Here is a 23,297-nt window from a genome sequence, read left to right as displayed (position 1 = left end):
GAGAACACCATGAGCCAACAAACCCTGACTGATGTGCGCATGCAGATCATGTGGAACCGCCTGATCTCGGTGGTTGAAGAACAAGCGCTCACGCTGATTCGCACGGCATTCAGCACCAGCGTGCGCGAGTCCGGCGATCTGTCCGCTGGAGTGTTCAACCAGGCCGGTGAAATGATCGCTCAGGCCGTGACCGGTACCCCCGGGCACGTCAATGCGATGGCCGAGGCGGTAGGCCACTTCATTCGCGACATTGGCCGCGACAACCTTTTTGAAGGTGATGTGTACATCACCAATGACCCCTGGAAAGGTACCGGTCACCTGCATGACTTCACCGTGGTATCGCCCAGCTTCCGCGCGGGCAAGCTGGTCGGATTCTTCGCCTGTACCGCCCATGTGGTGGATGTCGGCGGCCGCGGCTTCGGCCCGGATGCCAATGAGGTGTACGAAGAGGGCATCTTCATCCCGATCATGAAGTTTGCCGAGCGCGGCACCGTCAACCGCGACCTGGTGCACCTTATCCGCAACAACGTGCGCGAAAGCCGCCAGGTGGTCGGCGATATTTACTCGCTGGCCGCCTGTAATGAAATCGGCCATCGGCGCCTGATGGACATGATGGGTGAATTCGGTCTGGCCGACCTGGAGCATCTGTCGCAGTTCGTCTTCGAGCGCAGCCACGCCGCCACCCTGGAACGAATCAGTGCCTTGCCCCGCGGCGTGTACCAGAACCTGATGCGCGTGGACGGCTACGATTCGCCGATCGATATCGCCGTTGCGCTGACCGTCGCTACTGACCAGATTACCGTGGATTTCGCCGGTACCTCCGCGCCGAGCAAAAAAGGCATCAACTGTCCGCTGATCTACTCCACAGCTTATGCCTGCTACGGCATCAAGTGCGCGATTGCCCCGGACATCCCCAACAACCATGCCTCGCTCAAGCCGTTCAAGGTGGTAGCGCCGACCGATTGCATCCTCAATGCACAGCGACCTGCGCCGGTGTCAGTGCGCCATGTGCTCGGGCACCTGGTACCTGACGCAGTGCTTGGGGCCATCCATCAGCTGCTGCCTGGGCAGATACCTGCCGAAGGTGCGGGTGCCTTGTGGAACCTGCATGTGAGTGTGCGTCCGGTGCAGCCTGGCGAAGGCGCGGAAGGCGCCGAAGTGCTGCTGTTCAACAGCGGCGGCATGGGCGCCCGGCCCGGCCTGGACGGGCCCAGTGCCACGGCATTCCCCAGCGGCGTGCAATCCATGTCGATCGAGGCGACCGAGCAAGTGGGGCCGGTGGTGTTCTGGCGCAAGGAGCTGCGCGAAGGTTCTGGCGGCGCCGGCAAGTACCGTGGCGGGCTGGGGCAGGTGGTCGAGATTGCGCCCAAGGACGGCTACGAGATCTGGTTTAACGCCATGTTCGACCGTGTCGCCCACCCGGCGCGTGGCCGCGAAGGTGGTGAAGATGGCGCGCCGGGCGTAGTGCGGCTGGACGACGGCACTCGCCTGGCAACCAAGGGCCGCCAGTACGTACCGGGTGGCAAACGCCTGGTGCTGGAATTGCCGGGTGGTGGCGGTTATGGGCCGGTCGCCGAGCGTTCAGCCGAGGCGCGGGCGCAGGACCTTGCATTTGAATATACCCGCGAGGTGAACTGACATGTTGGCGAGTTCCTCATTTACTGCGCGGCTCGCGCAGCTTGATCTGCAATTACCGCTGTTGGTGCCAGGCAACAACCCCTTTGTCGCCGCGCGCCGCGTGGGCAACCTGCTGTTCGTCTCGGGGCAGGGCTCCAAGCGTGATGGCGAGGCGGTGTTCATCGGCAAGGTAGGTGTGCAGCTGAATGTCAGCCAGGCCCGCGAGGCCGCAAAGCTGTGCACCTTGAATGTGCTGGCCCATGTGGCACACGCAGTGGGGGGTGATATCGACCGGGTGAAGGGCTGTGTGCAGCTGCGCGGTTACGTCAATGCGGTGGATGACTTCACCGAATCTGGCGCGGTGATCGACGCCGCCTCCGAGCTGCTGGTGCAGGTGTTCGGCGAATGTGGCCAGCATGCGCGTACCACGATTGGTGTGAGCTCCTTACCCAGGGGCTTCGCGGTGGAGGTAGACGCCATTTTCGAAATGGCCTGACCCCCACATCCAAGCCCGTCTTCAGCCGTAACAAGGTGCGCAGGCCCCTGCGCACCTTCACACAGCAATAAAAACAAGAGCGTGTCGTTCATGAAGATAAAAAGCTTACGTTGGTGGGTGGTGGGCTTGATGATCATTGGCTTGATCATCAACTACCTGGCCCGCAATACCCTCTCGGTTGCCGCGCCGACCATGATGACCGAGATGAACATGACCACCGAGGAGTATTCCTGGGTGGTCGTCGCCTGGACTGTTGGCTATGCGCTGATGCAACCGGTGGCCGGTTACATTATCGACGCGATCGGCATCAAGCTGGGCTTCGCCCTGTTCGCCATTGCCTGGTCGGTGTCCTGTGCACTAGCCGCGTTTGCAACCGGTTGGCAAAGCTTGGCTTTTTTTCGCGGGCTGCTGGGCATGACCGAGGCCGCCGGTTATCCAGCCGGCATCAAGACCACTGCCGAGTGGTTCCCGGCCAAGGAGCGCTCGGTGGCGTTGGGCTGGTTCAACATCGGCTCCGCACTGGGCGCATTGCTGGCGCCGCCGCTGGTGGTGTGGGCAATCCTGAGCAGCGGCTGGCAACTGGCGTTCATCCTCACCGGTGTGTTCGGTCTGATCTGGGGCGGCCTTTGGTATTGGCTCTATCATCCACCGGGTGAGCACCCGCAAATACATCCCGAGGAGCGCGAATACATCTACGCGGGTCAGGAAGCAAAGTTTCGTGACCAGCCCAAACAAAAGGCGCAATGGCGCAAGGTGCTCAAACGGCGCAACTTCTACGCGGTGGCGATCGCCCGCTTCATGGCCGACCCGGCCTGGCAGGTGTTCAATGCCTGGATCCCGCTGTACCTGATGCACGAGCGCGGCATGGACATAAAGCAGATCGCACTTTTCGCCTGGCTGCCGTTCCTGGCGGCAGACTTGGGCAGCGTGGTCGGCGGCTACCTGTCACCGTTCTACCACCGCCACTTCAAGGTCTCGCTGTTCACCTCTCGCAAACTGGTGATGGTCACCGGTTGCCTGTGCATGATTGCACCCGGTTGTGTAGGGCTGGCGGGCAGCCCCTACACTGCGATCATGCTGCTGTGCGTGGGCGGCTTCGCCCACCAGATGTTGTCTTGCGCGCTGTACTCGATGACCTCGGACTCCTTCGACAAGAACGACGTGGCGACCGCAGCCGGGCTGATCGGCATGTGCGGGTTTCTCGGTGCGGCGGTGTACACGGCAATCATGGGTGTGCTGGTGACCAAGATCGGTTACGGGCCTTTGTTTGCCGCCTTGTCGGTGCTGGACCTTGGAGCTGCGGCAGTGATCATGTTCATGGCCAGGCCTGAGAAGTCCGTGAAGGAGGCACCAGTGGATCAGGGTATGGGTGGGCTCGCTCAGGAGCCGGGGGTTGGGTGAGTCGACCGGTAGACCGCACCGCCAGGTTCGCAGCCTGGCGGCAGCTTTACGGGCCCCCGGCTTAGCCCACTTTAGGAGTGGGCTTGCCCGCGAAGAGGCCGGCACAGGCATACATCAGCCCTTACCCTTGGTCCGGGTCTGATTCGGCCCGCCATTCTTCTCCAGGTGCTCGATGATCATCCCGGCCACATTCTTGCCGGTGGTCACTTCAATCCCCTCCAGCCCCGGTGACGAGTTCACCTCCATCACCAACGGCCCATGGTTGGACCGCAGAATATCCACACCCGCCACGCTCAACCCCATCACCTTGGCCGCACGAATCGCGGTAATCCGTTCTTCCGGGGTGATCTTGATCAGGCTGGCGACGCCCCCCCGGTGCAGGTTGGAGCGGAACTCGCCCGGCTTGGCCTGGCGCTTCATCGAGGCAATCACCTTGTCTCCGACCACGAAGCAGCGAATGTCGGCGCCGCCGGCCTCCTTGATGTACTCCTGAACCATGATGTTCTGCTTGAGGCCCATGAACGCCTCGATCACCGACTCGGCCGCCTGGGTGGTTTCGCACAGCACCACGCCAATGCCCTGGGTACCTTCCAGCACCTTGATCACCAGCGGGGCGCCATTGACCATCTGGATCAGGTCGGGGATGTCGTCGGGTGAGTGGGCGAAGCCGGTGATGGGCAGGCCGATACCGCGGCGCGACAGCAATTGCAGCGAGCGCAGTTTGTCGCGCGAGCGGGCAATGGCCACCGACTCGTTGAGCGGGTACACGCCCATCATTTCGAACTGGCGCAGTACGGCGCAGCCGTAAAACGTTACCGAGGCCCCGATGCGCGGGATCACGGCATCGAAGCCTTCCAGCGGTTTGCCGCGGTAGTGGATCTGCGGCTTGTGGCTGGCAATGTTCATATAGGCCCGCAGGGTGTCGATCACCACCATTTCGTGGCCACGCTGGGTACCGGCTTCGACCAGGCGGCGGGTGGAATACAGACGCGGATTGCGCGACAGCACAGCGATCTTCATGCAGCACCTGTGACAGGGGAAAGGGTGGCCGGAAAGGCCGGTTTATCTTGGACGTACTTCAAGCCGGGGTTCACCACCAACTGGCCCTGGATCAAGGCCTTGGAACCGAGCAGCAGGCGGTAGCGCATGTTCTTGCGGCAGGCCAGGGTGAACTCCACCTCCCACACACCATCACCCAGCGCCAGTGACGTGCGGATGACATAACGGGTCTGGGCGTGGCCGTTGGAGCTCTTGATGGTTTTCATGGTGACCAGTGGCGCCTCGCAGCGGCGGTGACGCAACTGCACCACCGAGCCCAGGTGCGCGGTGAAACGGACCCACGGCTGGCCGTCGCGTTCGAACGGTTCCACCTCGGTAGCGTGCAGGCTCGAGGTGCTGGCGCCGGTGTCGATCTTGGCGCGCAGCCCGGCCACGCCAAGGTCGGGCAGGGCTATCCACTCACGCAGGCCGATCACAGTCAAATGGTCAAATGTCTTCACGAAGCGCACCCTGCGGATAAGGTGGTGAACTGTAAGCATGGCGGGGACTTTTTGCATCCGTATGTGAAGGTAGTACAGTTCAATGAAAGACAGAATCCGAGGTAACGGGATGGCACAAAAAGCCGAAGACGACGACAAGGTTCGCCTGGACAAGTGGCTGTGGGCGGCGCGTTTCTACAAGACACGGGCGCTGGCCAAGGCGGCGATCGAGAGCGGCAAGGTGCATTGCCGCGGCGAGCGTTGCAAGCCGGGCAAGGAGCCACGGGTGGGCGACGAGTTTTTGCTGCGCACCGGGTTCGATGAACGCACCGTGGTGGTGAAGGCGTTGTCGGCGGTGCGGCGTGGGGCGCCGGAAGCGCAGACGCTGTACGAGGAAACCGAAGAAAGCGTGCGCCGCCGTGAGCAGGCGGCCGAAATGCGCAAGGCCGGGGCCATGGGCGTGACCACCGATGGCCGGCCAAACAAGAAGCAGCGGCGGCAGATTCACCAGCTGCATGGGAGCTTCGAATAGCCGGGGCCGCTCTGCGGCCCATCGCGACACAAGGCCGCTCCCACAGGTACTGCGCAAGACCTATGGGCGGTGCGCTCCCTGTGGGAGCGGCCTTGTGTCGCGAAAGGGCTGCGCAGCAGCCCCCGAGGGCCTAGCGGACGACCGCCAAGCGCCCGACCAACGGTAGCTTGGCCACAATCGTGAACAACGGCGCAGTCCACCGCATCAACGCCTCACTACCCTTGGCCGCCAGCGGCGTGTAGTAGCTCCAGCCCAACGCCAGCACCGCCATCAGCAACCCGCCTATGTAGTCATCCTGCCCCCAGTGGGCACCGGCCACCAGGCGCGGCAGCATGAACAGCACCGCCAGCCCCCAGATCACCAGGAACTGCACCAGGCGGCGGCTGAACACGCTCATGAACAGCGCCCAGATCAGCAGCACCGAGGCGTGATCCCCCGGGAAACTCTTGCTGGACCGGTCCTTGAGCTCCCAGGCCGCCTCCAGGTTCGGGTAGTAGTCGCTGAGGTGCACCACGTCGTCAAAGATCATCGACGGGCTCTTGTGCTGCCACCCCGCTGCGTCCACCCACTTGGAAAACAGCGCGCGAATCACCACTAAGAGGAGTAGCGTGACCAGAAAGCCGAAAAAGGCCTGGCGAACCTGTGCTGCCTTGAACACCCAGTCACCACGGATAAGCACTGCCAGCAGGATCAGGCCGACGACGATGTCGAACGGGCGTAGGCTGCCGACGGTCCAGATGTAGCGCCATGTGGTGTTGTCGGCCAGCGGCGCATTCAGGCTGTGGAACAGCCACTCGTCGAAAGTCAGGCACAAGATCTGGCCAATGGGCCATAACCAGAAACACAGTAGAGCGATGGGAAGCAGCGTGCAGGCTGCCAATGGCCCGAGGGACCACCTTGCTTGGAACAGTGGTCGATTGTCCATAAAATACCTCTATTGCAAACAGGAATCGGAGCGCCTTGTGAGCGCTCTGTCACGGGTTTTCGAAGGTTTGTCGACAACCGCTGTAACCATTTTGTCATCATTTTTTAGATAGCCAAAACCTATGAGCGATTTGCCTGATACCGATTTCACTCAACGTTTCATCTTCGACGAGCGCGATGTGCGCGGCGAGTGGGTGTCTCTCGATGACAGCTACGCCGCGGTGCTGGCGCGTCATGAATACCCACAGCCGGTGCAGGCGCTGCTCGGCGAACTGATGGCTGCCACCGCCTTGCTGGTGGGGGCGCTGAAGTTCGATGGCCTGCTGATTCTGCAGGCGCGCTCGGAAGGGCCGATCCCGCTGCTGATGGTGGAATGCTCGGGCGACCGCGACATCCGTGGCGTGGCACGCTACGAGGCCGATCAGATCGGCGCTGACGCCACGCTGGCGCAGTTGATGCCCGACGGCCACCTGACCCTGACCATCGACCCGGTCAAGGGCCAGCGCTACCAGGGTACCGTGGACCTCGACGGCGCCAACCTGTCGGAGTGCTTCACCAACTACTTCGTCCAGTCGCAACAGCTCAATACCCGCTTCTGGCTCAACGCCGAAAACGGCAAGGCCCGTGGCCTGCTGCTGCAGCAACTGCCGCGCGATCGCCAGCCTGACGACGAAGAGCGCGAAGACAGCTGGCAGCACGTGATCGCCCTGGCCAAGACCCTCAAGCCTGAAGAATGGGCCGAGGGTAACGAAACCCTGCTGCACCGCCTGTACCACGAGGATGCCGTGCGCCTGTTCGACATTCAGCCGCTGCGCTTCAATTGCAGTTGCTCGCGCGAACGCTCCGGCAATGCGCTGGTGAGCCTGGGCGAGCATGACGCCAAGGCACTGGTGCAAGAGTGCGGCGGCCAGGTGGAGATCGATTGCCAGTTCTGCAACGAGCGCTATTTCTTCGATGCCAGCGATGTGGCGCAACTGTTTGCCGGTGGCGGTACGGACACGGCGTCAGAAACTCGCCACTGAAACGTTTAATTGCAGGGGAATCTCCTGTCGAATTGCGCAAAAGCGCGGTTACGACAGGAGGGGCCTACTTTTTTTGGGCGTTTCTGGCATAATCCGGCCACTTTTTTCGCTGTAGTAGTTTTTTCAAGACAACTACAAAACGTTTGGAGCACTCGGCCTCGGGCCGGATGGGGTATCTCATGACGCAAGCCAACAACACCGTGTACACCGACCTGAGCGTCGATGAGCTGGTAAAAGAAGCGCTGCAACGCGGTGAAGGCGTACTAGCCGATACTGGCGCACTGGTCGTAGAGACTGGTCACCGTACTGGCCGTTCGCCGGCTGACCGTTTCATCGTCGAAGAACCTTCCACCCAGGACGCCATTTCCTGGGGCCCGATCAACCGCAAGTTCCCGGCCGACAAGTTCGATGCCCTGTGGGACCGCGTCGAGGCGTTCAACAACGCCCAGGATCACTTCGTTTCCTACGTTCACGTAGGTGCGGCCGCCGAGCACTACCTGCCGGTGAAGATGACCACCCAGACTGCCTGGCAGAACCTGTTCGGCCGTTGCCTGTTCATCAACCCGGAGCAGTTCAACCCGGCTGGCCGCGACCAGTGGCAGGTGCTCAACGTTGCCAACTTCGTGTGCGAGCCTGAGCGTGACGGCACCAACTCCGACGGTTGCGTGATCATCAACTTCGCCGCCAAGAAAGTGCTGATCGCTGGCATGCGTTACGCCGGCGAAATGAAGAAAGCCATGTTCTCGGTGCAGAACTTCCTGCTGCCGGCTGCCGACGTACTGCCAATGCACTGCGCCGCCAACATCGGCGAAGAAGGCGACGTAACCCTGTTCTTCGGCCTGTCCGGCACCGGCAAGACCACCCTGTCGGCCGACGAAAGCCGTTACCTGATCGGCGACGACGAGCACGGTTGGGGCGAAGGCGTTGTCTTCAACATGGAAGGCGGCTGCTACGCCAAGTGCATCGACCTGTCCGAGAAGAACGAGCCGGTCATCTGGAAAGCCATCAAGCACGGCGCAGTGCTGGAAAACGTCGTTCTCGACGCCAACAAGCACGCCGACTACACCGATGTCAGCCTGACCCAGAACAGCCGCGCAGCCTACCCGCTGGAGCACGTTGCCAAGCGTTCCGAAGCGAACCTGGGCGGCGAGCCTAACGCGGTCATCTTCCTGACCTGCGACCTGACCGGTGTTCTGCCTCCGGTTTCGATCCTGAACAACGAGCAGGCGGCCTACCACTTCCTGTCCGGTTACACCGCGCTGGTCGGTTCTACCGAAATGGGTTCGGGCGGCGGCATCAAGTCGACCTTCTCCACCTGCTTTGGCGCACCGTTCTTCCCGCGTCCGGCTGGCGAGTACGCCGAGCTGCTGATCAAGCGTATCAACGGCTTCAACTCCAAGGTCTACCTGGTCAACACCGGCTGGACCGGCGGTGGCTACGGCGTTGGCAAGCGCTTCAGCATCCCGACCACCCGTGCGGTGATCGCTGCGATCCAGAGCGGCGCACTGGTTGGTGCCAAAACCGAGCACCTGGACATCATCAACCTGGACGTACCAAAAGTTGTCCCGGGCGTTGAAACCGAGCTGCTCAACCCACGCACCAACTGGGCTGACAAAGCTGCCTACGACGAGGCCGCCAAAGGCTTGGCCAAGCTGTTCATCGAAAACTTCAAGAAGTTCGAAGTTTCCGACGCCATCAAGGCCGCTGGCCCACAGCTGTAAGCTGAGCCCGCAACAAGAAAGCCGCCCCCAGGGGCGGCTTTTTTGTATCTGCTGTTCAAGGCCATTGCTGTCGGGCGTGCAGAATGCGGATGATATCGACACGGTTATCTACGACGCGGTAGATCATCACATAATTGGGCCTGACTACGATTTCCCTGGTTCCTGGGTATCTACCCACTTTGTAGAGAACTGGATTCTGTGCTGCGCGCCTGGCTTTGTCCCCGAAGGTTTCGTCCAGCTCGATTGCCGCTGCAGGGTTTTCCTGAGCGATATGGTCCATGATGCGCATGCGGTCTTTAAGCGCCATCTGGCGCCACGTCAGCCGCATCAAGGTATCTTGGTAGCCAGCGCGGCACGACGAGCAGCAAACAGTCGTTCGGCCTCCTCATCGTCCATCACTGGCACTGTGTCTTCCAGGCTCGCTGTTACCTGCTCGTGAAACCAAGCCTCGTAGGCAGCTGCTTCATGGGCCCGCTTCAACGCCTGGGCGCGGTCAGGCCGTTGATAAGTACTCATCTGCCCAGGCTCGAAAGTGGATGCATCGACCTGGAAATGGTCGATTCCCAGATCCAGCAGGTAAGCCACCAGGGTCTCAAGCTTCTTGAAAAGCCTGACGTTGCCGCTGCGCTGGGCGGTGAGCACATGCTCCTGCTGGTTGATATCTACCTGAACCGCCCAGCCCCCAGGCTGACCTACGATGTGCGTAGCGTTGATGCGACCTGATTCCGCCATGCGGCTCAGGTTGGCATGGTCTAGATGATGAGTTGGCATGGGTGTATTTCTCGGATTCATCGGGACTGACCATGCTATGCAATCTATAGTTGATTGCGACTATAGGCCTTCCGAACTTGTTGTGGGAAGCTTCCTTATCGATTGCAAACAACTGTGGATAACTCATGACCGAATCCCCTCAGCGCACTGCCTTCTCCCACTTCCACCCCATCCTCACCCGCCCTTCGGACAACGACGTCAACGGCCATATCGCCGGTGCTACCGTGCATGGTTTTTTCGAAACCGCTATCCAGGCCTTTCTCGTCGAGCAGGCCGAGGTGGACCTGCGTGACGGCGAGCTGGCGGCATTCGTGGTCAGTTCGGCTGCGGATTTCTACGCGCTGCCGGGCTTCCCCGACGTGCTCGAAGTGGGTTTGGGGGTGACGCGCCTGGCGGGCAGTACGGTGGAGTACCGCCTGGCGCTGTTCCGCCCGGGCGAGCCGGAGGCGTGTGCGGCTGGTGCGGTGGTGCAGGTGTTCATCGAGCGCGCCAGCGGCCGGCCTGTGACACTGCCAGAGGCGCTGCAGGTGGTCCTGTCTGGCCTTGTACTGCAGCAGCAGGCATAAAAAAGCCCCGCCGTAAGGGGCGGGGCTTTTTGTTGCCAGGGCAGGGCCCTCAGGCATCAGTCGCGCCAGTGGCGCTTGTGCTTGCGGTGGCCGTAGTGGCGGCCGCGATCGTAGTGGCGACGGTCGTCGTAGCCGCGACGGTAGCGGCGGTCTTCATGGCGCTCGTCTTCGTCGGCCTTGTTGCCCATGTAGTTACCCAGCGCACCACCGGCACCACCGCCGGCTGCTGCGCCAATGTAGCTACCGGTGGTGCCGCCCACCGAGCGACCGACCACGTTACCGCCCGCTGCGCCCAGCGCGCCGCCGATAGCGGCCTCACCGCGCTGGCGCTTGTCGGCGCCCAGGGCACCGCCGGCCGCGCCGCCCAGGCCTGCGCCAATGGCGCCGCCGGTGCTACCACCGATGGAGTTGCCCACCACTGAGCCCAGTACCCCACCCAATGCGCCGCCGATGCCGGCCTCGGTGGTGCCGCCTGCCATGGCAACGCCGCTGAGCAAGCTGAAAGACAACAACAAAATCGAGGAGTACTTCTTCATCAAGAGAGCCTCATAGGGATGACGAGGCGAATTTGAGGGTAAGCGGCGTGGCTGGCAAACGAAATCCGACGAGTAACACGAGTTGTACACAATTCTCTAAGTTACTGTATTTGCTCTGAAACTTTATCGATTTTTGGCTGTCTGAGACCTTTATGACAAAGCCCTGAACCGTTACGGAACAGGGCTTTTTTCGTTTTTGCGCTGGCGCTTCTGGCCTCTTCGCGGGCTTGCCCGCTCCCACAGGATCACCCCCAACTTCAAGCTTGGTGAAGTACCTGTGGGAGCGGGCAAGCCCGCGAAGAGCCCAATGCAATGCCTAAAGGATGCGCCCGTCGTCCTGCGCCCGTTCCAGTTTGATGGCAATGAACTTCGATGTCGGCGTGTGGCTGCCTTCGCCAATGCTCTCCAGCGGCACCAGCGGGTTCACCTCGGGGTAATACGCCGCGGCCTGCCCGGCCGGGATGTCGAAGGCCAGCAGGGTGAAGCCCTGCACCCGGCGCACATGCTCATCCCCCCACAGTGACACGATGTCGACCTTCTGCCCCGGCTGGAAGCCCAGGCGAATGATGTCGGCCTCGTTGGCGAACAGCACCTCGCGCTGGCCGCGCACGCCGCGGTAGCGGTCGTCCAGGCCGTAGATGGTGGTGTTGTACTGATCGTGCGAGCGCATCGACTGCATGATCAGGTCCGGCAGCTGGCCACTGGCGCGCACACGCTCATCGAGTAACGAATCCGGCAGCAGGTTGGCCTTGAAGTTGGCGCGGCCGGTGCTGGTTTTCCATTCGCGGCTGCCGGCGCTGTTACCGAGGTAGAAGCCGCCTGGGTGTTGCAGGCGCTGGTTGAAACCGCTGAAGCCGGCGATGGTATCGCCGATCAGGTCGCGGATGCGATCGTAGTCGGCCACCAGCCAGTGCCAGTCCACCGGTTGCTTACCCAGGGTAGCGGCGGCGATGCCGGCAACCACTGCCGGTTCCGAGCGCATCTGCGTCGACAGAGGCTTCAGCTGGCCGTTGGAGGCGTGCACCATGCTGAACGAGTCCTCTACCGTCACCGCTTGTGGGCCATCGGCCTGCAGGTCGATGTCGGTGCGGCCCAGGCACGGCAGAATCAGCGCCTGCTTGCCGTGGACCAGGTGGCTGCGGTTGAGCTTGGTGCTGATATGCACGGTCAGCGCGCAGTTGCGCAGCGCCTGCGCGGTGCGCTCGGTGTCGGGCGTGGCTTGGGCGAAGTTGCCGCCCAGGCCGATGAATACGCGGGCGCGGCCGTCGAGCATGGCGTGGATCGCTTCGACGGTGTTGTGGCCGTTGTGCCGGGGCACGGGGAAGCCAAACCGCTTTTCGAGGGCGTCAAGCAGCGCCACCGGCGGGCGCTCGTTGATGCCCATGGTGCGGTCGCCCTGCACGTTGCTGTGGCCACGCACCGGGCACAGGCCGGCGCCAGGTGCGCCGATGTTGCCGCGCAGCATTTGCAGGTTGACGATTTCCTGGATGGTCGGCACCGAGTGGCGGTGCTGGGTGATGCCCATCGCCCAGCACATGATCACCCGCTTGCCACGGCAATACATGCGCGCGGCCAGCTCGATGTCGGCCAGTGCCAGGCCGGACTGCGCCTGGATGTGCTCCCACGGCGTGGCATCCACCACTGCCAGGTAATCGACGACGCCATGGCCATGTTCGGCAATGAAGGCATGGTCGAAAACCGCCGGTTCGCCTTTGGCCTGGGCTTCGCGCTCCCATTGCAGCAGGAACTTGGCCATGCCGCGCAGCAACGCCATGTCGCCGCCCAGCGCCGGGCGGAAGAACGCGGTGTTGGTCGGCCGGTCACTGTTGGTCAGCATCTCCAGCGGGTTCTGCGGGTGCTGGAAACGCTCCAGGCCTCGTTCCTTCAGCGGGTTTACGCACACCACCTGGGCGCCACGCTTCACCGCATCGCGCAGCGGGTCGAGCATGCGCGGGTGGTTGGTGCCGGGGTTCTGGCCCCAGACGAAAATCGTGTCGGCATGCTCGAAGTCGTCGAAGGTGACGGTGCCCTTGCCAACCCCGACGCTTTGCCCCAGGGCCACACCACTGGCCTCGTGGCACATGTTCGAGCAGTCGGGGAAGTTGTTGGTGCCGTAGGCGCGCACGAACAACTGGTACAGGTACGCCGCTTCGTTGCTGGCGCGCCCCGAGGTATAGAATTCGGCCTGGTCCGGGGTGGTCAGCGCGTTCAGCTCGCGGGCGATCAGGGCGAAGGCGGCCTCCCAGCTGATCGGCAGGTAACGGTCGCTGGGCGCGTCGTAGACCATCGGTTCGGTCAGGCGCCCTTGGTACTCCAGCCAGTAGTCGCTCTGCTGCAGCAGCGAGGTGACGCTGTAACGGGCGAAGAAGGCCGGATCGACGCGGCGCTTGGTCGCCTCCCAGTTCACCGCCTTGGCGCCGTTCTCGCAGAACTTGACCATGCCGCTTTCCGGCGAATCGCCCCAGGCGCAGCCCGGGCAGTCGAAGCCGCCGTTCTGGTTGGTCTTGAGCAGCGCGCGAATGTTCTTAAGTGCGTTATCGCTGCCGACCCAGGCCTTGGCCACGCTGCGCAACGCGCCCCAGCCACCGGCGGGGCCGTGGTAGGGCTTGTAGCGAGGAGGGGAGGCTGGGGCGTTGTCCGGGAGGTGCTGGTAGGAGGTCACGGCTGTTACGACTCCGCCGCCGGGCTGTAGACCCGCGGTGCGCTGTGCTTGGGCAAATGGATGAGGTTGAGGTTGTGCTTGCGTGCCCATTGCAGGGCAAGGCCGGTGGGCGCCGACAGGCTGACCAGGGTCTGGATGCCGGCACGCAGTACTTTCTGGATCAGCTCCAGGCTGCAGCGGCTGGTGACGATGGCCAGGCCGCCCTGGCTGTCGATGCCTTGGCGCAGCAGGGCGCCGATCAGCTTGTCGAGGGCGTTGTGCCGGCCGATGTCTTCGCGGCCGAGCAGCAGCTCGCCATGGCGGTCCATGAACAGTGCGGCATGCACAGCCCCGCAATGCTGGCCCAGCGGCTGGAAGGCATCGATGCGGTCGCGCAGCCCGACCAGCCACTGGGCTGGCGGCAAGGGCGCGCCCGGCAGCTCGGGCAGGTCCGGTAGCGCCTGTTCAAGCGCTTCGACCCCGCACAGGCCGCAACCACTGGTGCCGGCCAGCTGGCGGCGCTGGTTTTTCAGGTTCCAGAACGCCCGGCTGGAAATTTCCAGGTCGGCGTACATTGCCGATCCGCTGCCGGAGAGCTTCAGGTCGTAGATTTCTGCAGTGCCTTCGACAATGCCGCTGCCAACGCTGAAACCGACGGCGAAGTCTTCCAGGTCGGTGGGGCTCACCAGCATCACCGCCTGGTTCAGGCCGTTGTAGACAATGGCCAGGGCCACTTCTTCGGCCAGCGGGGTGCTGTCGCGTTTGGCGTCGCTGAGCTGGACGTAATCGTAGGTGTTGCTGGCGGCGGGCATGGACAAGGGCGATGAGGCCGCGCAGACCGGAGGTTTGCTGTTCATCGGGGCGTTGAGTACCGGCGGCTTTCTGATAGCACAAGCCTAGGCTTGCGGGCCGGCGGCGTCTAATCGCTAGGGTCTATGCCTTGATAGACCGCGTCGATTGGTCGCACAGGGGGCGGGAGTGGAAAAGCTGGCCTAGACTCGTGTGTCCGAGGTTTCGTCAACAAGGAGAGCGCAATGAGCCTGTTCAGTTTCGTGAAGGAAGCCGGCGAGAAGTTGATCGACCTGCTGACCCCCGGCAATGCCAATGCCGAGGAGCAGCTGAAAAAACACGTGCAAGACGTTGGCCTGGGCAACCCGAACATCAAGGCCACTGTAGAGGGTGACAAGATTATCCTCACGGGTGACGTGGCCAGCCAGGAAGAGAAGGAGAAGATCATTCTCGCAGCCGGCAACATCAATGGTGTGGCCAGCGTGGATGACCAGATCACTGTGACCGGGCCGGTGGTGGTGGCGGCCAGGTTTGTTACGGTGAAGAAGGGCGACACGCTGTCGGCCATCTCCTTGGCTGTTTACGGCAATGCCAACCAGTACAACAAGATCTTCGAGGCCAACAAGCCGATGCTGTCGCACCCGGACAAGATCTATCCGGGGCAGGTGCTGCGTATTCCTGAGTGATCTTCACAGCTTGTACTGGCCTCTTCGCGGGTAAACCCGCTCCCACAGGTACAGCGCCAGCCGTGAATGGGGCGCGATACCTGTGGGAGCGGGTTTACCCGCGAATGGGGCGTCACAGGCCTGCCAATAATTCCCGGTAATCCTCGACCGCCGCAAACTCTTCGGTATCCCGCGGCCCTGCCTTGCTATCCGGCTGCCGCACCGCCAGCAGGTGACCCACCCCAAACCGCTGCGCGCTGCGCAGTATCGCCAGCGTGTCATCGATAAACAGGCTGCGCCCCGGCTCAAAGCCGATGTCCGCCTGCAACGCATCCCAGAACTGCGGGCTTTCCTTCGGGTAGCCATAATCGTGCGAGCTGATCAGCCGTTCGAAATACGGCGCCAGTTCCACCCGCTCCAGCTTCAGTGACAGCGAGTCGCGGTGCGCATTGGTGATCATCACCACGCGTTTGCCTGCCTTGCGGATTGCCGCCAGAAAGGTATCGGCGTCCGGGCGCAGGGCGATCAGGTCGGCGATTTCCTGCTTCAGCTCACGGATTGGCAGGCGCAGCTCGCGGCTCCAGAAGTCCAGGCAGTACCAGTTCAGCGTGCCGGCATTACGCTCGAACAGTGGCTGCAGTTCCATTTCCGCCATGGCCCGGCTCACCCCGTGCAGCTCGGCATAGCGCTGGGGCAGGTGCTCCAGCCAGAAGCGGTTGTCGTAATGCAGGTCGAGCAGGGTGCCGTCCATGTCCAGCAGGACGGTATCGATGGCAGACCAGGGAATAACAGGCATGGGAAACTCTCGATCAGTCGGCTAGCCACGGTATAGTAACCCGTTCACGCCAAGGAGCCGCCCCATGCGCCAGAAACCCACCGTCCTCAGCCGCGAAATCGTCGCCAGCAGCCGTCTGTTCCGCGTCGAAGCCGTGCAATTGCGCTTCAGCAATGGCAACGAGCGTACCTACGAGCGTTTGGTGGGCCGGGGGAACGGCTACGGCGCGGTGATGATCGTGGCCATGCTCGACGCCGAGCATGCCGTGCTGGTGGAGGAATACTGTGGCGGCACCGATGAATACGAGCTGTCGTTGCCCAAGGGCCTGATCGAGCCGGGCGAGGACGTGCTGGCGGCGGCCGACCGGGAGCTCAAGGAAGAAGCCGGTTTTGGCGCACGCCAGCTGGAGCACCTGACCGAGCTGTCGCTGTCGCCGGGCTACATGAGCCAGAAGATCCAGGTAGTGTTGGCCACCGACCTGTACGAAGAGCGCCTGGAAGGCGACGAGCCGGAGCCGATGCGGGTCGACAAGGTCAACCTGCGCGAGTTGTCGGCATTGGCCATGCACCCACAGTTCACCGAGGGCCGCGCCCTGGCGGCGCTGTACCTGGCCCGTGACCTGATGATCCAGCGAGGGCTGCTGGAGCTATGAGCGACCTGCAACTGATGCACGAAGTGGTCAAGCTGGCGCTGACCGCAGGCGAGGCGATCCTGCCGTTCTGGCGCGCCGATGTGGCCGTGACCAACAAGGCCGACGATTCGCCGGTGACCGCCGCCGACCTGGCAGCGCACCGGGTGATTGCCGATGGCCTGCTGGCGCTGGCGCCGCACATTCCGGTGCTGTCCGAGGAAGACTGCAACATTGCGCTGGCCGAGCGGCAGGGTTGGAGCCGCTGGTGGCTGGTCGACCCGCTGGACGGCACCAAAGAGTTCATTGCCGGCAGCGAAGAGTTCACGGTCAACATCGCCCTGGTCGAAAACGGCGAGGTGGTGTTTGGCGTGGTGTCGATGCCCACCAATGGGCGCTGCTATTTTGGTGGGCGCGGTTTGGGGGCCTGGCGTGCAGATGCCGGTGAGGCAGCCCTGCCGATTCAGGTACGCAACGCACCTGCGCAGGGCGAGCGTTTTACCGTGGTGGCCAGCCGTCGGCATTCCAGCCCGGAGCAGGAAGCGCTGTTGGCCGGCCTTGGGGCTGCGGTGGGCGAGCTGGAGCTGGCCAATATCGGCAGTTCGTTGAAGTTCTGCCTGCTGGCCGAGGGTAGCGCCGATTGCTATCCGCGCCTGGCGCCGACTTCGCAGTGGGACACTGCAGCGGCGCAAGGGGTGGTGGAAGGGGCTGGTGGCGAGGTGATCGGGCTGGACGGGTTGCCGTTCCGGTATCCGGCGCGGGAATCGCTGCTTAACCCGTATTTCCTGGCACTGCCAGCCAATGCTGCATGGCGCCAGGCCTTCCTGAGCCTGATCTGAGGGTGTCACTCTAACCTGTGGGAGCGGGCGAGCCCGCGAAGCAGGCACCGCGGTGTATGGCACCGGCTCCGCCGGTGTTCGCGGGCATGCCCGCTCCCACAGGTATTGGGTTTTTGTCCAAGGCAGTTGTTTGCAGCGGCTGTTGGGCTAGCGGTGCAGGACGTACTGGCCGCTGAATGTCACCGCTGGCTCGTCACTTCCGGCATTGCTCACGGTGGTTTCCAACGTCAGCCGCGCCCGCCCACGGCGCTGGTACATGGCCAGGAATCGCTCCCAGGTCTTTTCGTCGGGCGCCGCACAACGTGCCGCCGCCGCACCGGTAACCGGCAACGGGTAACTGATCTGCCCCTCCTGGATGACGATATGCCCGTCATCAATCCCCAGTTCACGCAAACGCAGGTGCAGCCAGCCCCAGCCCGCCAGCACGGCGGCGCAGTACAGGCTGCCGCCAAACATGGTGCTCTTGTGGTTGACGTTGGCCGCCAGCGGCAGTTGCAGGCGCAGGGTGTGCTGCTGCCAATCGATCACTTCCAGGCCCATTTCGCGGGTCAGGGGGATGTCGCTGTGCAGTATGGACTGCAGGTACTGGCTATCGGTGCTCATTAACGGTGGTCCTCTTGGTCGTCATGCCCGCCGCTGCCGCCGTCAAAGCTCAAGCTGTGCTTGCGCAGCTTGTCGTGCAGGGTCTTGCGGGGGATGCCCAGCGCCTCGGCCAGGCTGCGCATGGAGCTGTGTGGCTGGGCCAGTTCGGCAGCGATCAGCGAGCGTTCAAACTGCTCGACCTGTTCGCTGAGGTTGCCGCTCAGCACTGGCACTGCAGCTGCGGTCGGCGGTGGCGCCTGGCCGTCCAGGGCCAGCTCAAGGCCAAGGGCGAAACGCTCGGCGGCGTTCTGCAGCTCGCGTACATTGCCTGGCCAGGGGTGGCGCAAAAGCACGGCACGCTGCGCCGGTTGCAGGGTGTGCGGCGGCAGGCCATGGCGCTGGCTGGCGGCGTCGGCGAAGTGCTGAAACAGCACCAGGATGTCATCGCCGCGTTCGCGCAGCGGCGGGATACGCAGCGGCGCCACGTTCAGGCGGTAATACAGGTCGGCACGGAAGCGCCCCTGGTCAGCGGACTGGCGCAGGTCTTCCTTGGTCGCGGCAATGATGCGGATATCCAGCGGGATCAGCTGGTTGCCGCCTAGCCGCTCGACCACCCGCTCCTGCAACATGCGCAGCAGTTTTACCTGCACATCCAGGCTCATGCTCTCGATTTCGTCGAGGAACAGCGTGCCGCCGTTGGCGAATTCGAACTTGCCGATACGGCGTTTCTGCGCGCCAGTGAAGGCGCCTGGCTCATGGCCGAACAGCTCGCTTTCCACCACCGACTCGGCCAGCGCGCCGGCGTTGATCGCCACGAACGGGCCGTCGCGGCGGCTGGACAGGTCGTGCAGGGCGCGGGCCACCACTTCTTTGCCCGCGCCGGTTTCACCCAGTATCAGCACATCGGCGCGGGTGCCGGCCAGGGCGCCGATCTGCTCGCGCAGGCGCAGCATGGACGGCGAATGGCCGACCAGGCGGGTGGCCAGTTGCTGGCGGTCGCTCAGTGCCAGGCGCAGGCTGCGGTTGTCCAGCACCAGCCGACGCAGGGCCAGGGCGCGGCGCACGCTGTCGAGCAGGGCGTCTGTGGCAAAGGGTTTTTCCAGGAAGTCATACGCCCCGGCGCGCATCGCCTGCACCGCCAGCGGTACATCGCCATGGCCGGTGATCAGCAGTACAGGCAGCTCGCTGTCGCGGCCGTGCAGTTGTTCCAGCAGTTGCAGGCCATCGATGCCGGGCATGCGGATGTCGCTGACCACCACACCGGGCCAGTCGGCCTCGATACGCTCAGCCAGGCCTTGGGCATCGGCCAGGGCGACCACCTTGAGCCCGGCCAGGTCCAGGGTCTGGCTCAGCGCCTGGCGCAGGTGCGGGTCATCGTCCACCAGGATGACCTGGGCTTGGCTGTCGATCAGTGTCTCGGTGGTCATGCCGAGGAGTCCTCCGAATTGGGCAAAGTAGCGCCAGGCGCGGCCACACGCAGCTGCAGGGTAAGCAGCGCGCCACCTTCCGGGTGGTTGGCCAGCAGCAGTTCACCGCCCAGGGCACGCATCAGGCTTTCGCAGATGGCCAGGCCCAGGCCCAGGCCCTGGGTGCGGGTCTTGGTGGTGAAGAACGGTTCCTTGGCATGCTCCAGGGCCTGGCGGCTGAAGCCGGGGCCGTTGTCGCGGATGTACAGGTAGACGCAGTCATCACGTTGCTCGGCACTTAGCCACAAGCGCCGCGGGTTGGCCTTTTCGGTCAGGGCGTCGAGGGCATTGGCCAGCAGGTTGCCGAGCACCTGGCGCAGGCGGGTTTCACCGGCCTGTACCCACAAGGTCGCCTCCGGCAGGTCGCGGATCAGCTCCACGGCCATTGCCCGTCGGCGCTTGGCCAGCAGTGCCAGGGCATCGTCCAGGGCCGGCTGCAAGGCCACGCTTTCCGGGGCATGCCGGTCGCGGCGGGCGAAGGCGCGCAAGTGGGCGATGATCGAGGCCATGCGCCCGGTCAGTTCGCCGATCAGCTTGAGGTTGCCGCGGGCGTCATCGGTGCGTTGGTGGTCCAGCAGGATTTCGGCGTTTTCCGCGTAGCTGCGGATGGCCGCCAGCGGCTGGTTGAGCTCGTGGCTGATGCTGGCCGACATGGTGCCAAGTACCGACAGCTTGCCGGCCTGCACCAGTTCGTCCTGGGCGCGTACTGCTTCCTGCTGGGCGTTTTCGCGTTCCAGCACGGCATTTTTCAGCCGGGTGTTCAGGCCTTCCAGGTCGGCGGTACGTTGGGCCACGCGCTTTTCCAGCTCCTGGCGGCCACGGGCTTCGAGGTCGATGCGGTCGATGTAGTGGCGCCGCCGTTGCATCACCAGGCCGGCCAGCAGCATCAGTACCAGCAGCGTGCCGGCACCGATGGCCATCACCGTTTGCACCGAGCGATCGACCAGCATGCGCGGGGCGAGGATGCTGACCTGCCAGCCGGTTTCCTTGATGTCGCGGGTCTGGGTGATCCAGGCGTCCGGGTTGAGTACCAGCGGTTGCGGGGCCTGGGTCGGGTAGGGCTGGATGGCGATGATGGCCTGGCGCTCGGCCTCGGTCAGCGTGCGGGTGGAGCGGAAGCGCCAGTCGGGACGCGAAGTCAGGATGACTACGCCATTGTGGTCGGTCAGCAACAGCTGCTCGGGGGTACGGCCCCAGAGGGTTTCGGTGTGGTCGAGGTCGACCTTGACCACCAGCACGCCGACGATGCGCTCGCGGTCCCGCACGGCTGCGGCAAAGAAGTAGCCGCGTTTGGCCGAGGTGGTGCCCTGGCCGAAGAACCGGCCCAGGTGGCCGGCCATGGCTTCGTTGAAGTAGGGGCGGAAGGCAAAGTTGCGGCCGACGAAGCTGTCGCGCTTGTCCCAGTTGGACGCGGCCAGGGTGTTGCCGCTGACATCCATCAGGTACATCACTTCGGCACCGGTCTGCTGCACGATGTCCTTGAGCAGGCGGTTGGCGTTGGTCACCGCTTCCAGGCGGAACGGGTCGGCCAGCACGCCACGCAGCGCCGGCAGGTCGCCGAGAATCTGCGGCAAGGTTTCGTAGCGGTGCAGGGTGCCGAGCAGGTTGGCGACGTACAGGTCGAGGGTCTGGCGGTTCTGCGAGGCCAGCTCTTCCTGGTAATAGCGTTCGGCCAGGTGATGCAGGGGCCACAACAACGGGGCCAGGCACAGGGCCAACAAGGCCAGGCTGCGCCAGCGGGGACGGCGTGGGGGCGTGGGTTTTGCAATCATCACGTAAATGCGCCAGAAAAGTCTGGCGCAATTATGCGCTAGTTAAGGCAGCAGTTCCGCCTCTGCCAGTGGCAGGCCGACCTTGTCCTTGTCCGACAGCACCGGTGGTTGCTGCAGCCCCCAGTCGATGGCCAGTTGCGGGTCGTCCCAGCGGATGCAGCGGTCGGCACCCGGGTTGTAGTAATCGGTTGTCTTGTAGAGGAACTCGGCCGATTCGCTCATCACCGCAAAACCATGGGCGAAGCCAGGCGGAATCCACAGTTGGCGGTGGTTGTCGGCCGACAGGTGCACGGCAACCCACTGGCCAAAGGTGGGCGAGCTTTTGCGCACGTCCACGGCGATGTCACGGATTTCCCCGTGCACCACCCGCACCAGCTTGCCTTGGGTGTTTGCCACCTGATAGTGCAGCCCGCGCAGTACACCCTTGATGGAGCGGGAGTGATTGTCCTGGACGAACTCGGTGTTCACGCCGGTTAGTCGCGCGAACTCACGCGCGTTGAATGCCTCGAAGAAAAAACCACGGCTGTCACCGAAAACCTTCGGCTCGATGATCAGTACTTCAGGGACTGCGGTAGGGATGATGTTCATAGTGGCTCGCTGGCCCGTTGCCCAAGTATTGACCCTAGTCGGCCCCGCTGGAATTTTCCGCATGCCGATGCAACAGGATGCATAAGGTGTGGCTATGGTAGACGTCAGACCGCTAGCGGCACCAGACACGGGTTTGTTTGGCTCGATTGTTATCGATTTAACTGCGCGTAATTTGCGAGCAATTCCCGACTATCGGGCTTCAAATATCGATATATATCGGTTATAAATTGACAAACGCCCCAGCACACTCCGGCTCAGGGCCATCATAGAGGTCACCCATGAAAACCCTCAACTCCACGCCCCGTGCCGATGGTTTCCACATGCCCGCCGAATGGGCACCGCAAACCCAGGTGTGGATGGTCTGGCCGGAGCGCCCGGACAACTGGCGCCTGGGCGGCAAGCCGGCGCAGGCTGCGCATGTGACGCTGGCCAAGGCCATTGCCCGCTTCGAACCGGTCACCGTCGCGGCCTCCGCCGGCCAGTACGAAAATGCCCGTCGCCAGCTCGATCAGCCGAACATTCGTGTGGTCGAAATCAGCAACGACGACGCCTGGGTGCGTGATACCGGCCCAACCTTCGTCATCAACGACCAAGGTGAAGTGCGCGGTGTGGACTGGGGCTTCAACGCCTGGGGCGGCTTTGACGGCGGCCTGTACGCGCCGTGGAACCGCGACGAGGAACTGGCTGCCAAGGTGCTGGAAATGGAGCGCTGCCAGCGCTACCACACCGAAGGCTTCGTACTTGAGGGCGGTTCGATCCACGTGGACGGTGAAGGCACCGTGATCACCACCGAGGAATGCCTGCTCAACCGCAACCGCAACCCGCACCTGAACCGCGAGCAGATCGAAGCCGTGCTGCGCGATCAGCTGGCGGTCGACACCGTGGTGTGGTTGCCGGATGGCCTGTACAACGATGAAACCGACGGCCACGTCGACAACTTCTGCTGTTACGTGCGCCCGGGCGAAGTGTTACTGGCCTGGACCGATGATTCCAACGACCCCAACTATGTGCGCTGCCACGCTGCCATGGAGGTGTTGAAAAACACCCGCGACGCCAAGGGTCGCGAGTTCATCGTGCACAAGATGCCGATCCCGGGCCCACTGTTTGCCACCGCTGAAGAGTGTGCCGGTGTCGACCAGGTGGCCGGCAGCCAGGAGCGTGACCCGTCGGTACGCCTGGCCGGTTCGTACGTGAACTTCCTGATCGTAAACGGCGGCATCATTGCGCCAAGCTTCGACGACCCGGCAGATGCCCAAGCCAGAGCGATCCTGGCGGAAATCTTCCCCGACCACGAGGTGGTGATGATCCCGGGCCGCGAGCTGCTGTTGGGTGGCGGCAACATCCACTGCCTGACCCAGCAGCAGCCGGCGCCGGTCAAGCGCTGAGCACGCAGTGAATGAAACGGCCCGTCATGTGACGGGCCTTTTTTTTGGGGCGACGTCCGGAGGCCCGGGCTGGCATAGGTTTTGTATTGTTTTTCAAACAGAT

The 23,297-nt window shown here is 63.2% G+C and carries 24 protein-coding genes; 11 read left to right on the top strand and 13 right to left on the bottom strand.

Annotation, left to right across the window (positions count from 1 at the left end; translation table 11 throughout):
• Window positions 1-9 precede the first annotated feature (9 nt).
• The 3 genes from ABOC32_RS02005 (at window position 10) to ABOC32_RS01995 (ending at window position 3,514) form a co-directional block, all read left to right on the top strand.
• The gene (locus tag ABOC32_RS02005) at window positions 10-1,638 is read left to right on the top strand and encodes a hydantoinase B/oxoprolinase family protein (protein WP_426809976.1); all 1,629 of its coding nucleotides are present in this window, start codon (window positions 10-12) and stop codon (window positions 1,636-1,638) included.
• Between the two features lies 1 nt (window position 1,639).
• The gene (locus ABOC32_RS02000) at window positions 1,640-2,113 is read left to right on the top strand and encodes a RidA family protein (RefSeq protein ID WP_050491895.1); all 474 of its coding nucleotides are present in this window, start codon (window positions 1,640-1,642) and stop codon (window positions 2,111-2,113) included.
• A 90-nt stretch (window positions 2,114-2,203) separates the two neighbouring features.
• Entirely contained in the window at window positions 2,204-3,514 is a 1,311-nt protein-coding gene (locus tag ABOC32_RS01995; protein WP_426809975.1) for an MFS transporter, read from the top strand.
• 114 nt (window positions 3,515-3,628) lie between these two features.
• On the opposite strand, the gene rimK is transcribed toward ABOC32_RS01995, so the two are convergent.
• Together rimK and ABOC32_RS01985 are read right to left on the bottom strand one after the other, a co-directional pair.
• Window positions 3,629-4,534 (bottom strand): 30S ribosomal protein S6--L-glutamate ligase, encoded by a 906-nt coding sequence (gene rimK, locus ABOC32_RS01990; protein ID WP_012316721.1) that lies wholly within the window; start codon window positions 4,532-4,534, stop codon window positions 3,629-3,631.
• Entirely contained in the window at window positions 4,531-5,013 is a 483-nt protein-coding gene (locus ABOC32_RS01985) for an ATP-dependent zinc protease family protein (RefSeq protein WP_016497556.1), read from the bottom strand. Before ABOC32_RS01985 ends, rimK begins: the two co-directional genes overlap by 4 nt.
• A gap of 109 nt (window positions 5,014-5,122) precedes the next feature.
• On the opposite strand from ABOC32_RS01985, the gene ABOC32_RS01980 reads away from it, so the two are divergent.
• On the top strand, window positions 5,123-5,524 hold the full coding sequence (locus tag ABOC32_RS01980) for an RNA-binding S4 domain-containing protein (RefSeq protein ID WP_426809974.1): 402 nt from the start codon (window positions 5,123-5,125) through the stop codon (window positions 5,522-5,524).
• 130 nt (window positions 5,525-5,654) lie between these two features.
• On the opposite strand, the gene ABOC32_RS01975 is transcribed toward ABOC32_RS01980, so the two are convergent.
• Window positions 5,655-6,449 (bottom strand): phosphatase PAP2 family protein, encoded by a 795-nt coding sequence (locus ABOC32_RS01975; RefSeq protein ID WP_426809973.1) that lies wholly within the window; start codon window positions 6,447-6,449, stop codon window positions 5,655-5,657.
• Window positions 6,450-6,570: 121 nt separating this feature from the next.
• Between ABOC32_RS01975 and hslO the strand changes: the two genes are divergently transcribed.
• Both hslO and ABOC32_RS01965 read left to right on the top strand, forming a co-directional pair.
• On the top strand, window positions 6,571-7,470 hold the full coding sequence (gene hslO / locus ABOC32_RS01970) for an Hsp33 family molecular chaperone HslO (protein ID WP_086976052.1): 900 nt from the start codon (window positions 6,571-6,573) through the stop codon (window positions 7,468-7,470).
• Window positions 7,471-7,649: 179 nt separating this feature from the next.
• Window positions 7,650-9,191: a phosphoenolpyruvate carboxykinase gene (locus tag ABOC32_RS01965; RefSeq protein ID WP_426809972.1), complete on the top strand. Its 1,542-nt coding sequence runs from the start codon at window positions 7,650-7,652 to the stop codon at window positions 9,189-9,191.
• A gap of 55 nt (window positions 9,192-9,246) precedes the next feature.
• On the opposite strand, the gene ABOC32_RS01960 is transcribed toward ABOC32_RS01965, so the two are convergent.
• Complete coding sequence (locus ABOC32_RS01960) at window positions 9,247-9,519, bottom strand: type II toxin-antitoxin system RelE/ParE family toxin (RefSeq protein ID WP_426809971.1); 273 nt, start codon at window positions 9,517-9,519, stop codon at window positions 9,247-9,249.
• The gene (locus tag ABOC32_RS01955; RefSeq protein WP_426809970.1) at window positions 9,519-9,962 is read right to left on the bottom strand and encodes a hypothetical protein; all 444 of its coding nucleotides are present in this window, start codon (window positions 9,960-9,962) and stop codon (window positions 9,519-9,521) included. Before ABOC32_RS01955 ends, ABOC32_RS01960 begins: the two co-directional genes overlap by 1 nt.
• A gap of 125 nt (window positions 9,963-10,087) precedes the next feature.
• Here ABOC32_RS01955 and ABOC32_RS01950 point away from each other — a divergent pair, with 125 nt between their 5' ends.
• Window positions 10,088-10,528, top strand: coding sequence for an acyl-CoA thioesterase (locus ABOC32_RS01950; protein ID WP_426809969.1), 441 nt, complete (start codon window positions 10,088-10,090; stop codon window positions 10,526-10,528).
• A 56-nt stretch (window positions 10,529-10,584) separates the two neighbouring features.
• Here ABOC32_RS01950 and ABOC32_RS01945 read toward each other — a convergent pair whose 3' ends face one another.
• The 3 genes from ABOC32_RS01945 to fdhD form a co-directional block, all read right to left on the bottom strand.
• Window positions 10,585-11,064, bottom strand: a complete 480-nt coding sequence (locus ABOC32_RS01945) for a glycine zipper domain-containing protein (RefSeq protein ID WP_043200314.1) — start codon at window positions 11,062-11,064, stop codon at window positions 10,585-10,587.
• A 316-nt stretch (window positions 11,065-11,380) separates the two neighbouring features.
• Window positions 11,381-13,726, bottom strand: coding sequence for an FdhF/YdeP family oxidoreductase (locus tag ABOC32_RS01940; RefSeq protein WP_426809968.1), 2,346 nt, complete (start codon window positions 13,724-13,726; stop codon window positions 11,381-11,383).
• A 5-nt stretch (window positions 13,727-13,731) separates the two neighbouring features.
• Complete coding sequence (gene fdhD / locus ABOC32_RS01935) at window positions 13,732-14,562, bottom strand: formate dehydrogenase accessory sulfurtransferase FdhD (protein ID WP_426809967.1); 831 nt, start codon at window positions 14,560-14,562, stop codon at window positions 13,732-13,734.
• A gap of 177 nt (window positions 14,563-14,739) precedes the next feature.
• Here fdhD and lysM point away from each other — a divergent pair, with 177 nt between their 5' ends.
• The gene (lysM, locus tag ABOC32_RS01930; RefSeq protein WP_426809966.1) at window positions 14,740-15,180 is read left to right on the top strand and encodes a peptidoglycan-binding protein LysM; all 441 of its coding nucleotides are present in this window, start codon (window positions 14,740-14,742) and stop codon (window positions 15,178-15,180) included.
• 112 nt (window positions 15,181-15,292) lie between these two features.
• On the opposite strand, the gene yrfG is transcribed toward lysM, so the two are convergent.
• Window positions 15,293-15,955, bottom strand: coding sequence for a GMP/IMP nucleotidase (gene yrfG / locus ABOC32_RS01925; RefSeq protein WP_043200323.1), 663 nt, complete (start codon window positions 15,953-15,955; stop codon window positions 15,293-15,295).
• A 64-nt stretch (window positions 15,956-16,019) separates the two neighbouring features.
• On the opposite strand from yrfG, the gene nudE reads away from it, so the two are divergent.
• Together nudE and cysQ are read left to right on the top strand one after the other, a co-directional pair.
• Window positions 16,020-16,586, top strand: coding sequence for an ADP compounds hydrolase NudE (gene nudE, locus ABOC32_RS01920; RefSeq protein ID WP_043200325.1), 567 nt, complete (start codon window positions 16,020-16,022; stop codon window positions 16,584-16,586).
• Window positions 16,583-17,401 (top strand): 3'(2'),5'-bisphosphate nucleotidase CysQ, encoded by an 819-nt coding sequence (cysQ, locus tag ABOC32_RS01915; RefSeq protein WP_426809965.1) that lies wholly within the window; start codon window positions 16,583-16,585, stop codon window positions 17,399-17,401. The genes nudE and cysQ overlap by 4 nt, the downstream gene beginning before the upstream one ends.
• 147 nt (window positions 17,402-17,548) lie before the next feature.
• Here the strand turns inward: cysQ and ABOC32_RS01910 are convergent, their stop codons facing one another.
• From ABOC32_RS01910 to rfbC, 4 genes are read right to left on the bottom strand one after another with little or no spacing between them, the layout of a single operon-like run.
• The gene (locus ABOC32_RS01910) at window positions 17,549-18,004 is read right to left on the bottom strand and encodes a YiiD C-terminal domain-containing protein (protein WP_426809964.1); all 456 of its coding nucleotides are present in this window, start codon (window positions 18,002-18,004) and stop codon (window positions 17,549-17,551) included.
• Window positions 18,004-19,410, bottom strand: coding sequence for a sigma-54-dependent transcriptional regulator (locus ABOC32_RS01905; protein ID WP_426809963.1), 1,407 nt, complete (start codon window positions 19,408-19,410; stop codon window positions 18,004-18,006). The genes ABOC32_RS01910 and ABOC32_RS01905 overlap by 1 nt, the downstream gene beginning before the upstream one ends.
• Entirely contained in the window at window positions 19,407-21,221 is a 1,815-nt protein-coding gene (locus ABOC32_RS01900) for a sensor histidine kinase (RefSeq protein WP_426809962.1), read from the bottom strand. Before ABOC32_RS01900 ends, ABOC32_RS01905 begins: the two co-directional genes overlap by 4 nt.
• A gap of 42 nt (window positions 21,222-21,263) precedes the next feature.
• A complete protein-coding gene (gene rfbC / locus ABOC32_RS01895; protein ID WP_426809961.1) occupies window positions 21,264-21,809 on the bottom strand; it encodes a dTDP-4-dehydrorhamnose 3,5-epimerase in 546 nt (181 codons plus the stop codon).
• A 278-nt stretch (window positions 21,810-22,087) separates the two neighbouring features.
• On the opposite strand from rfbC, the gene aguA reads away from it, so the two are divergent.
• Window positions 22,088-23,194, top strand: a complete 1,107-nt coding sequence (aguA, locus tag ABOC32_RS01890; protein ID WP_426809960.1) for an agmatine deiminase — start codon at window positions 22,088-22,090, stop codon at window positions 23,192-23,194.
• Window positions 23,195-23,297 lie beyond the last annotated feature (103 nt).

Origin of the sequence: Pseudomonas sp. WOUb67, from assembly GCF_050058005.1 — a bacterium.
GTDB classification, from domain to species: Bacteria; Pseudomonadota; Gammaproteobacteria; order Pseudomonadales; family Pseudomonadaceae; genus Aquipseudomonas; species Aquipseudomonas putida_R.
This window is presented reverse-complemented; position numbering and strand designations above follow the sequence as displayed.

What these genes read in the sequence shown, in the direction of transcription:
- ABOC32_RS02005 (WP_426809976.1), top strand. Translation starts at nt 10, where the DNA reads ATGAGCCAACAAACCCTGACTGATGTGCGCATGCAGATCATGTGGAAC.
- ABOC32_RS02000 (WP_050491895.1), top strand. Translation starts at nt 1,640, where the DNA reads ATGTTGGCGAGTTCCTCATTTACTGCGCGGCTCGCGCAGCTTGATCTG.
- ABOC32_RS01995 (WP_426809975.1), top strand. Translation starts at nt 2,204, where the DNA reads ATGAAGATAAAAAGCTTACGTTGGTGGGTGGTGGGCTTGATGATCATT.
- rimK (WP_012316721.1), bottom strand. Translation starts at nt 4,534, where the DNA reads ATGAAGATCGCTGTGCTGTCGCGCAATCCGCGTCTGTATTCCACCCGC.
- ABOC32_RS01980 (WP_426809974.1), top strand. Translation starts at nt 5,123, where the DNA reads ATGGCACAAAAAGCCGAAGACGACGACAAGGTTCGCCTGGACAAGTGG.
- ABOC32_RS01975 (WP_426809973.1), bottom strand. Translation starts at nt 6,449, where the DNA reads ATGGACAATCGACCACTGTTCCAAGCAAGGTGGTCCCTCGGGCCATTG.
- hslO (WP_086976052.1), top strand. Translation starts at nt 6,571, where the DNA reads ATGAGCGATTTGCCTGATACCGATTTCACTCAACGTTTCATCTTCGAC.
- ABOC32_RS01965 (WP_426809972.1), top strand. Translation starts at nt 7,650, where the DNA reads ATGACGCAAGCCAACAACACCGTGTACACCGACCTGAGCGTCGATGAG.
- ABOC32_RS01960 (WP_426809971.1), bottom strand. Translation starts at nt 9,519, where the DNA reads ATGCGGCTGACGTGGCGCCAGATGGCGCTTAAAGACCGCATGCGCATC.
- ABOC32_RS01955 (WP_426809970.1), bottom strand. Translation starts at nt 9,962, where the DNA reads ATGCCAACTCATCATCTAGACCATGCCAACCTGAGCCGCATGGCGGAA.
- ABOC32_RS01950 (WP_426809969.1), top strand. Translation starts at nt 10,088, where the DNA reads ATGACCGAATCCCCTCAGCGCACTGCCTTCTCCCACTTCCACCCCATC.
- ABOC32_RS01945 (WP_043200314.1), bottom strand. Translation starts at nt 11,064, where the DNA reads ATGAAGAAGTACTCCTCGATTTTGTTGTTGTCTTTCAGCTTGCTCAGC.
- fdhD (WP_426809967.1), bottom strand. Translation starts at nt 14,562, where the DNA reads ATGAACAGCAAACCTCCGGTCTGCGCGGCCTCATCGCCCTTGTCCATG.
- lysM (WP_426809966.1), top strand. Translation starts at nt 14,740, where the DNA reads ATGAGCCTGTTCAGTTTCGTGAAGGAAGCCGGCGAGAAGTTGATCGAC.
- yrfG (WP_043200323.1), bottom strand. Translation starts at nt 15,955, where the DNA reads ATGCCTGTTATTCCCTGGTCTGCCATCGATACCGTCCTGCTGGACATG.
- nudE (WP_043200325.1), top strand. Translation starts at nt 16,020, where the DNA reads ATGCGCCAGAAACCCACCGTCCTCAGCCGCGAAATCGTCGCCAGCAGC.
- cysQ (WP_426809965.1), top strand. Translation starts at nt 16,583, where the DNA reads ATGAGCGACCTGCAACTGATGCACGAAGTGGTCAAGCTGGCGCTGACC.
- ABOC32_RS01910 (WP_426809964.1), bottom strand. Translation starts at nt 18,004, where the DNA reads ATGAGCACCGATAGCCAGTACCTGCAGTCCATACTGCACAGCGACATC.
- ABOC32_RS01905 (WP_426809963.1), bottom strand. Translation starts at nt 19,410, where the DNA reads ATGACCACCGAGACACTGATCGACAGCCAAGCCCAGGTCATCCTGGTG.
- ABOC32_RS01900 (WP_426809962.1), bottom strand. Translation starts at nt 21,221, where the DNA reads ATGATTGCAAAACCCACGCCCCCACGCCGTCCCCGCTGGCGCAGCCTG.
- rfbC (WP_426809961.1), bottom strand. Translation starts at nt 21,809, where the DNA reads ATGAACATCATCCCTACCGCAGTCCCTGAAGTACTGATCATCGAGCCG.
- aguA (WP_426809960.1), top strand. Translation starts at nt 22,088, where the DNA reads ATGAAAACCCTCAACTCCACGCCCCGTGCCGATGGTTTCCACATGCCC.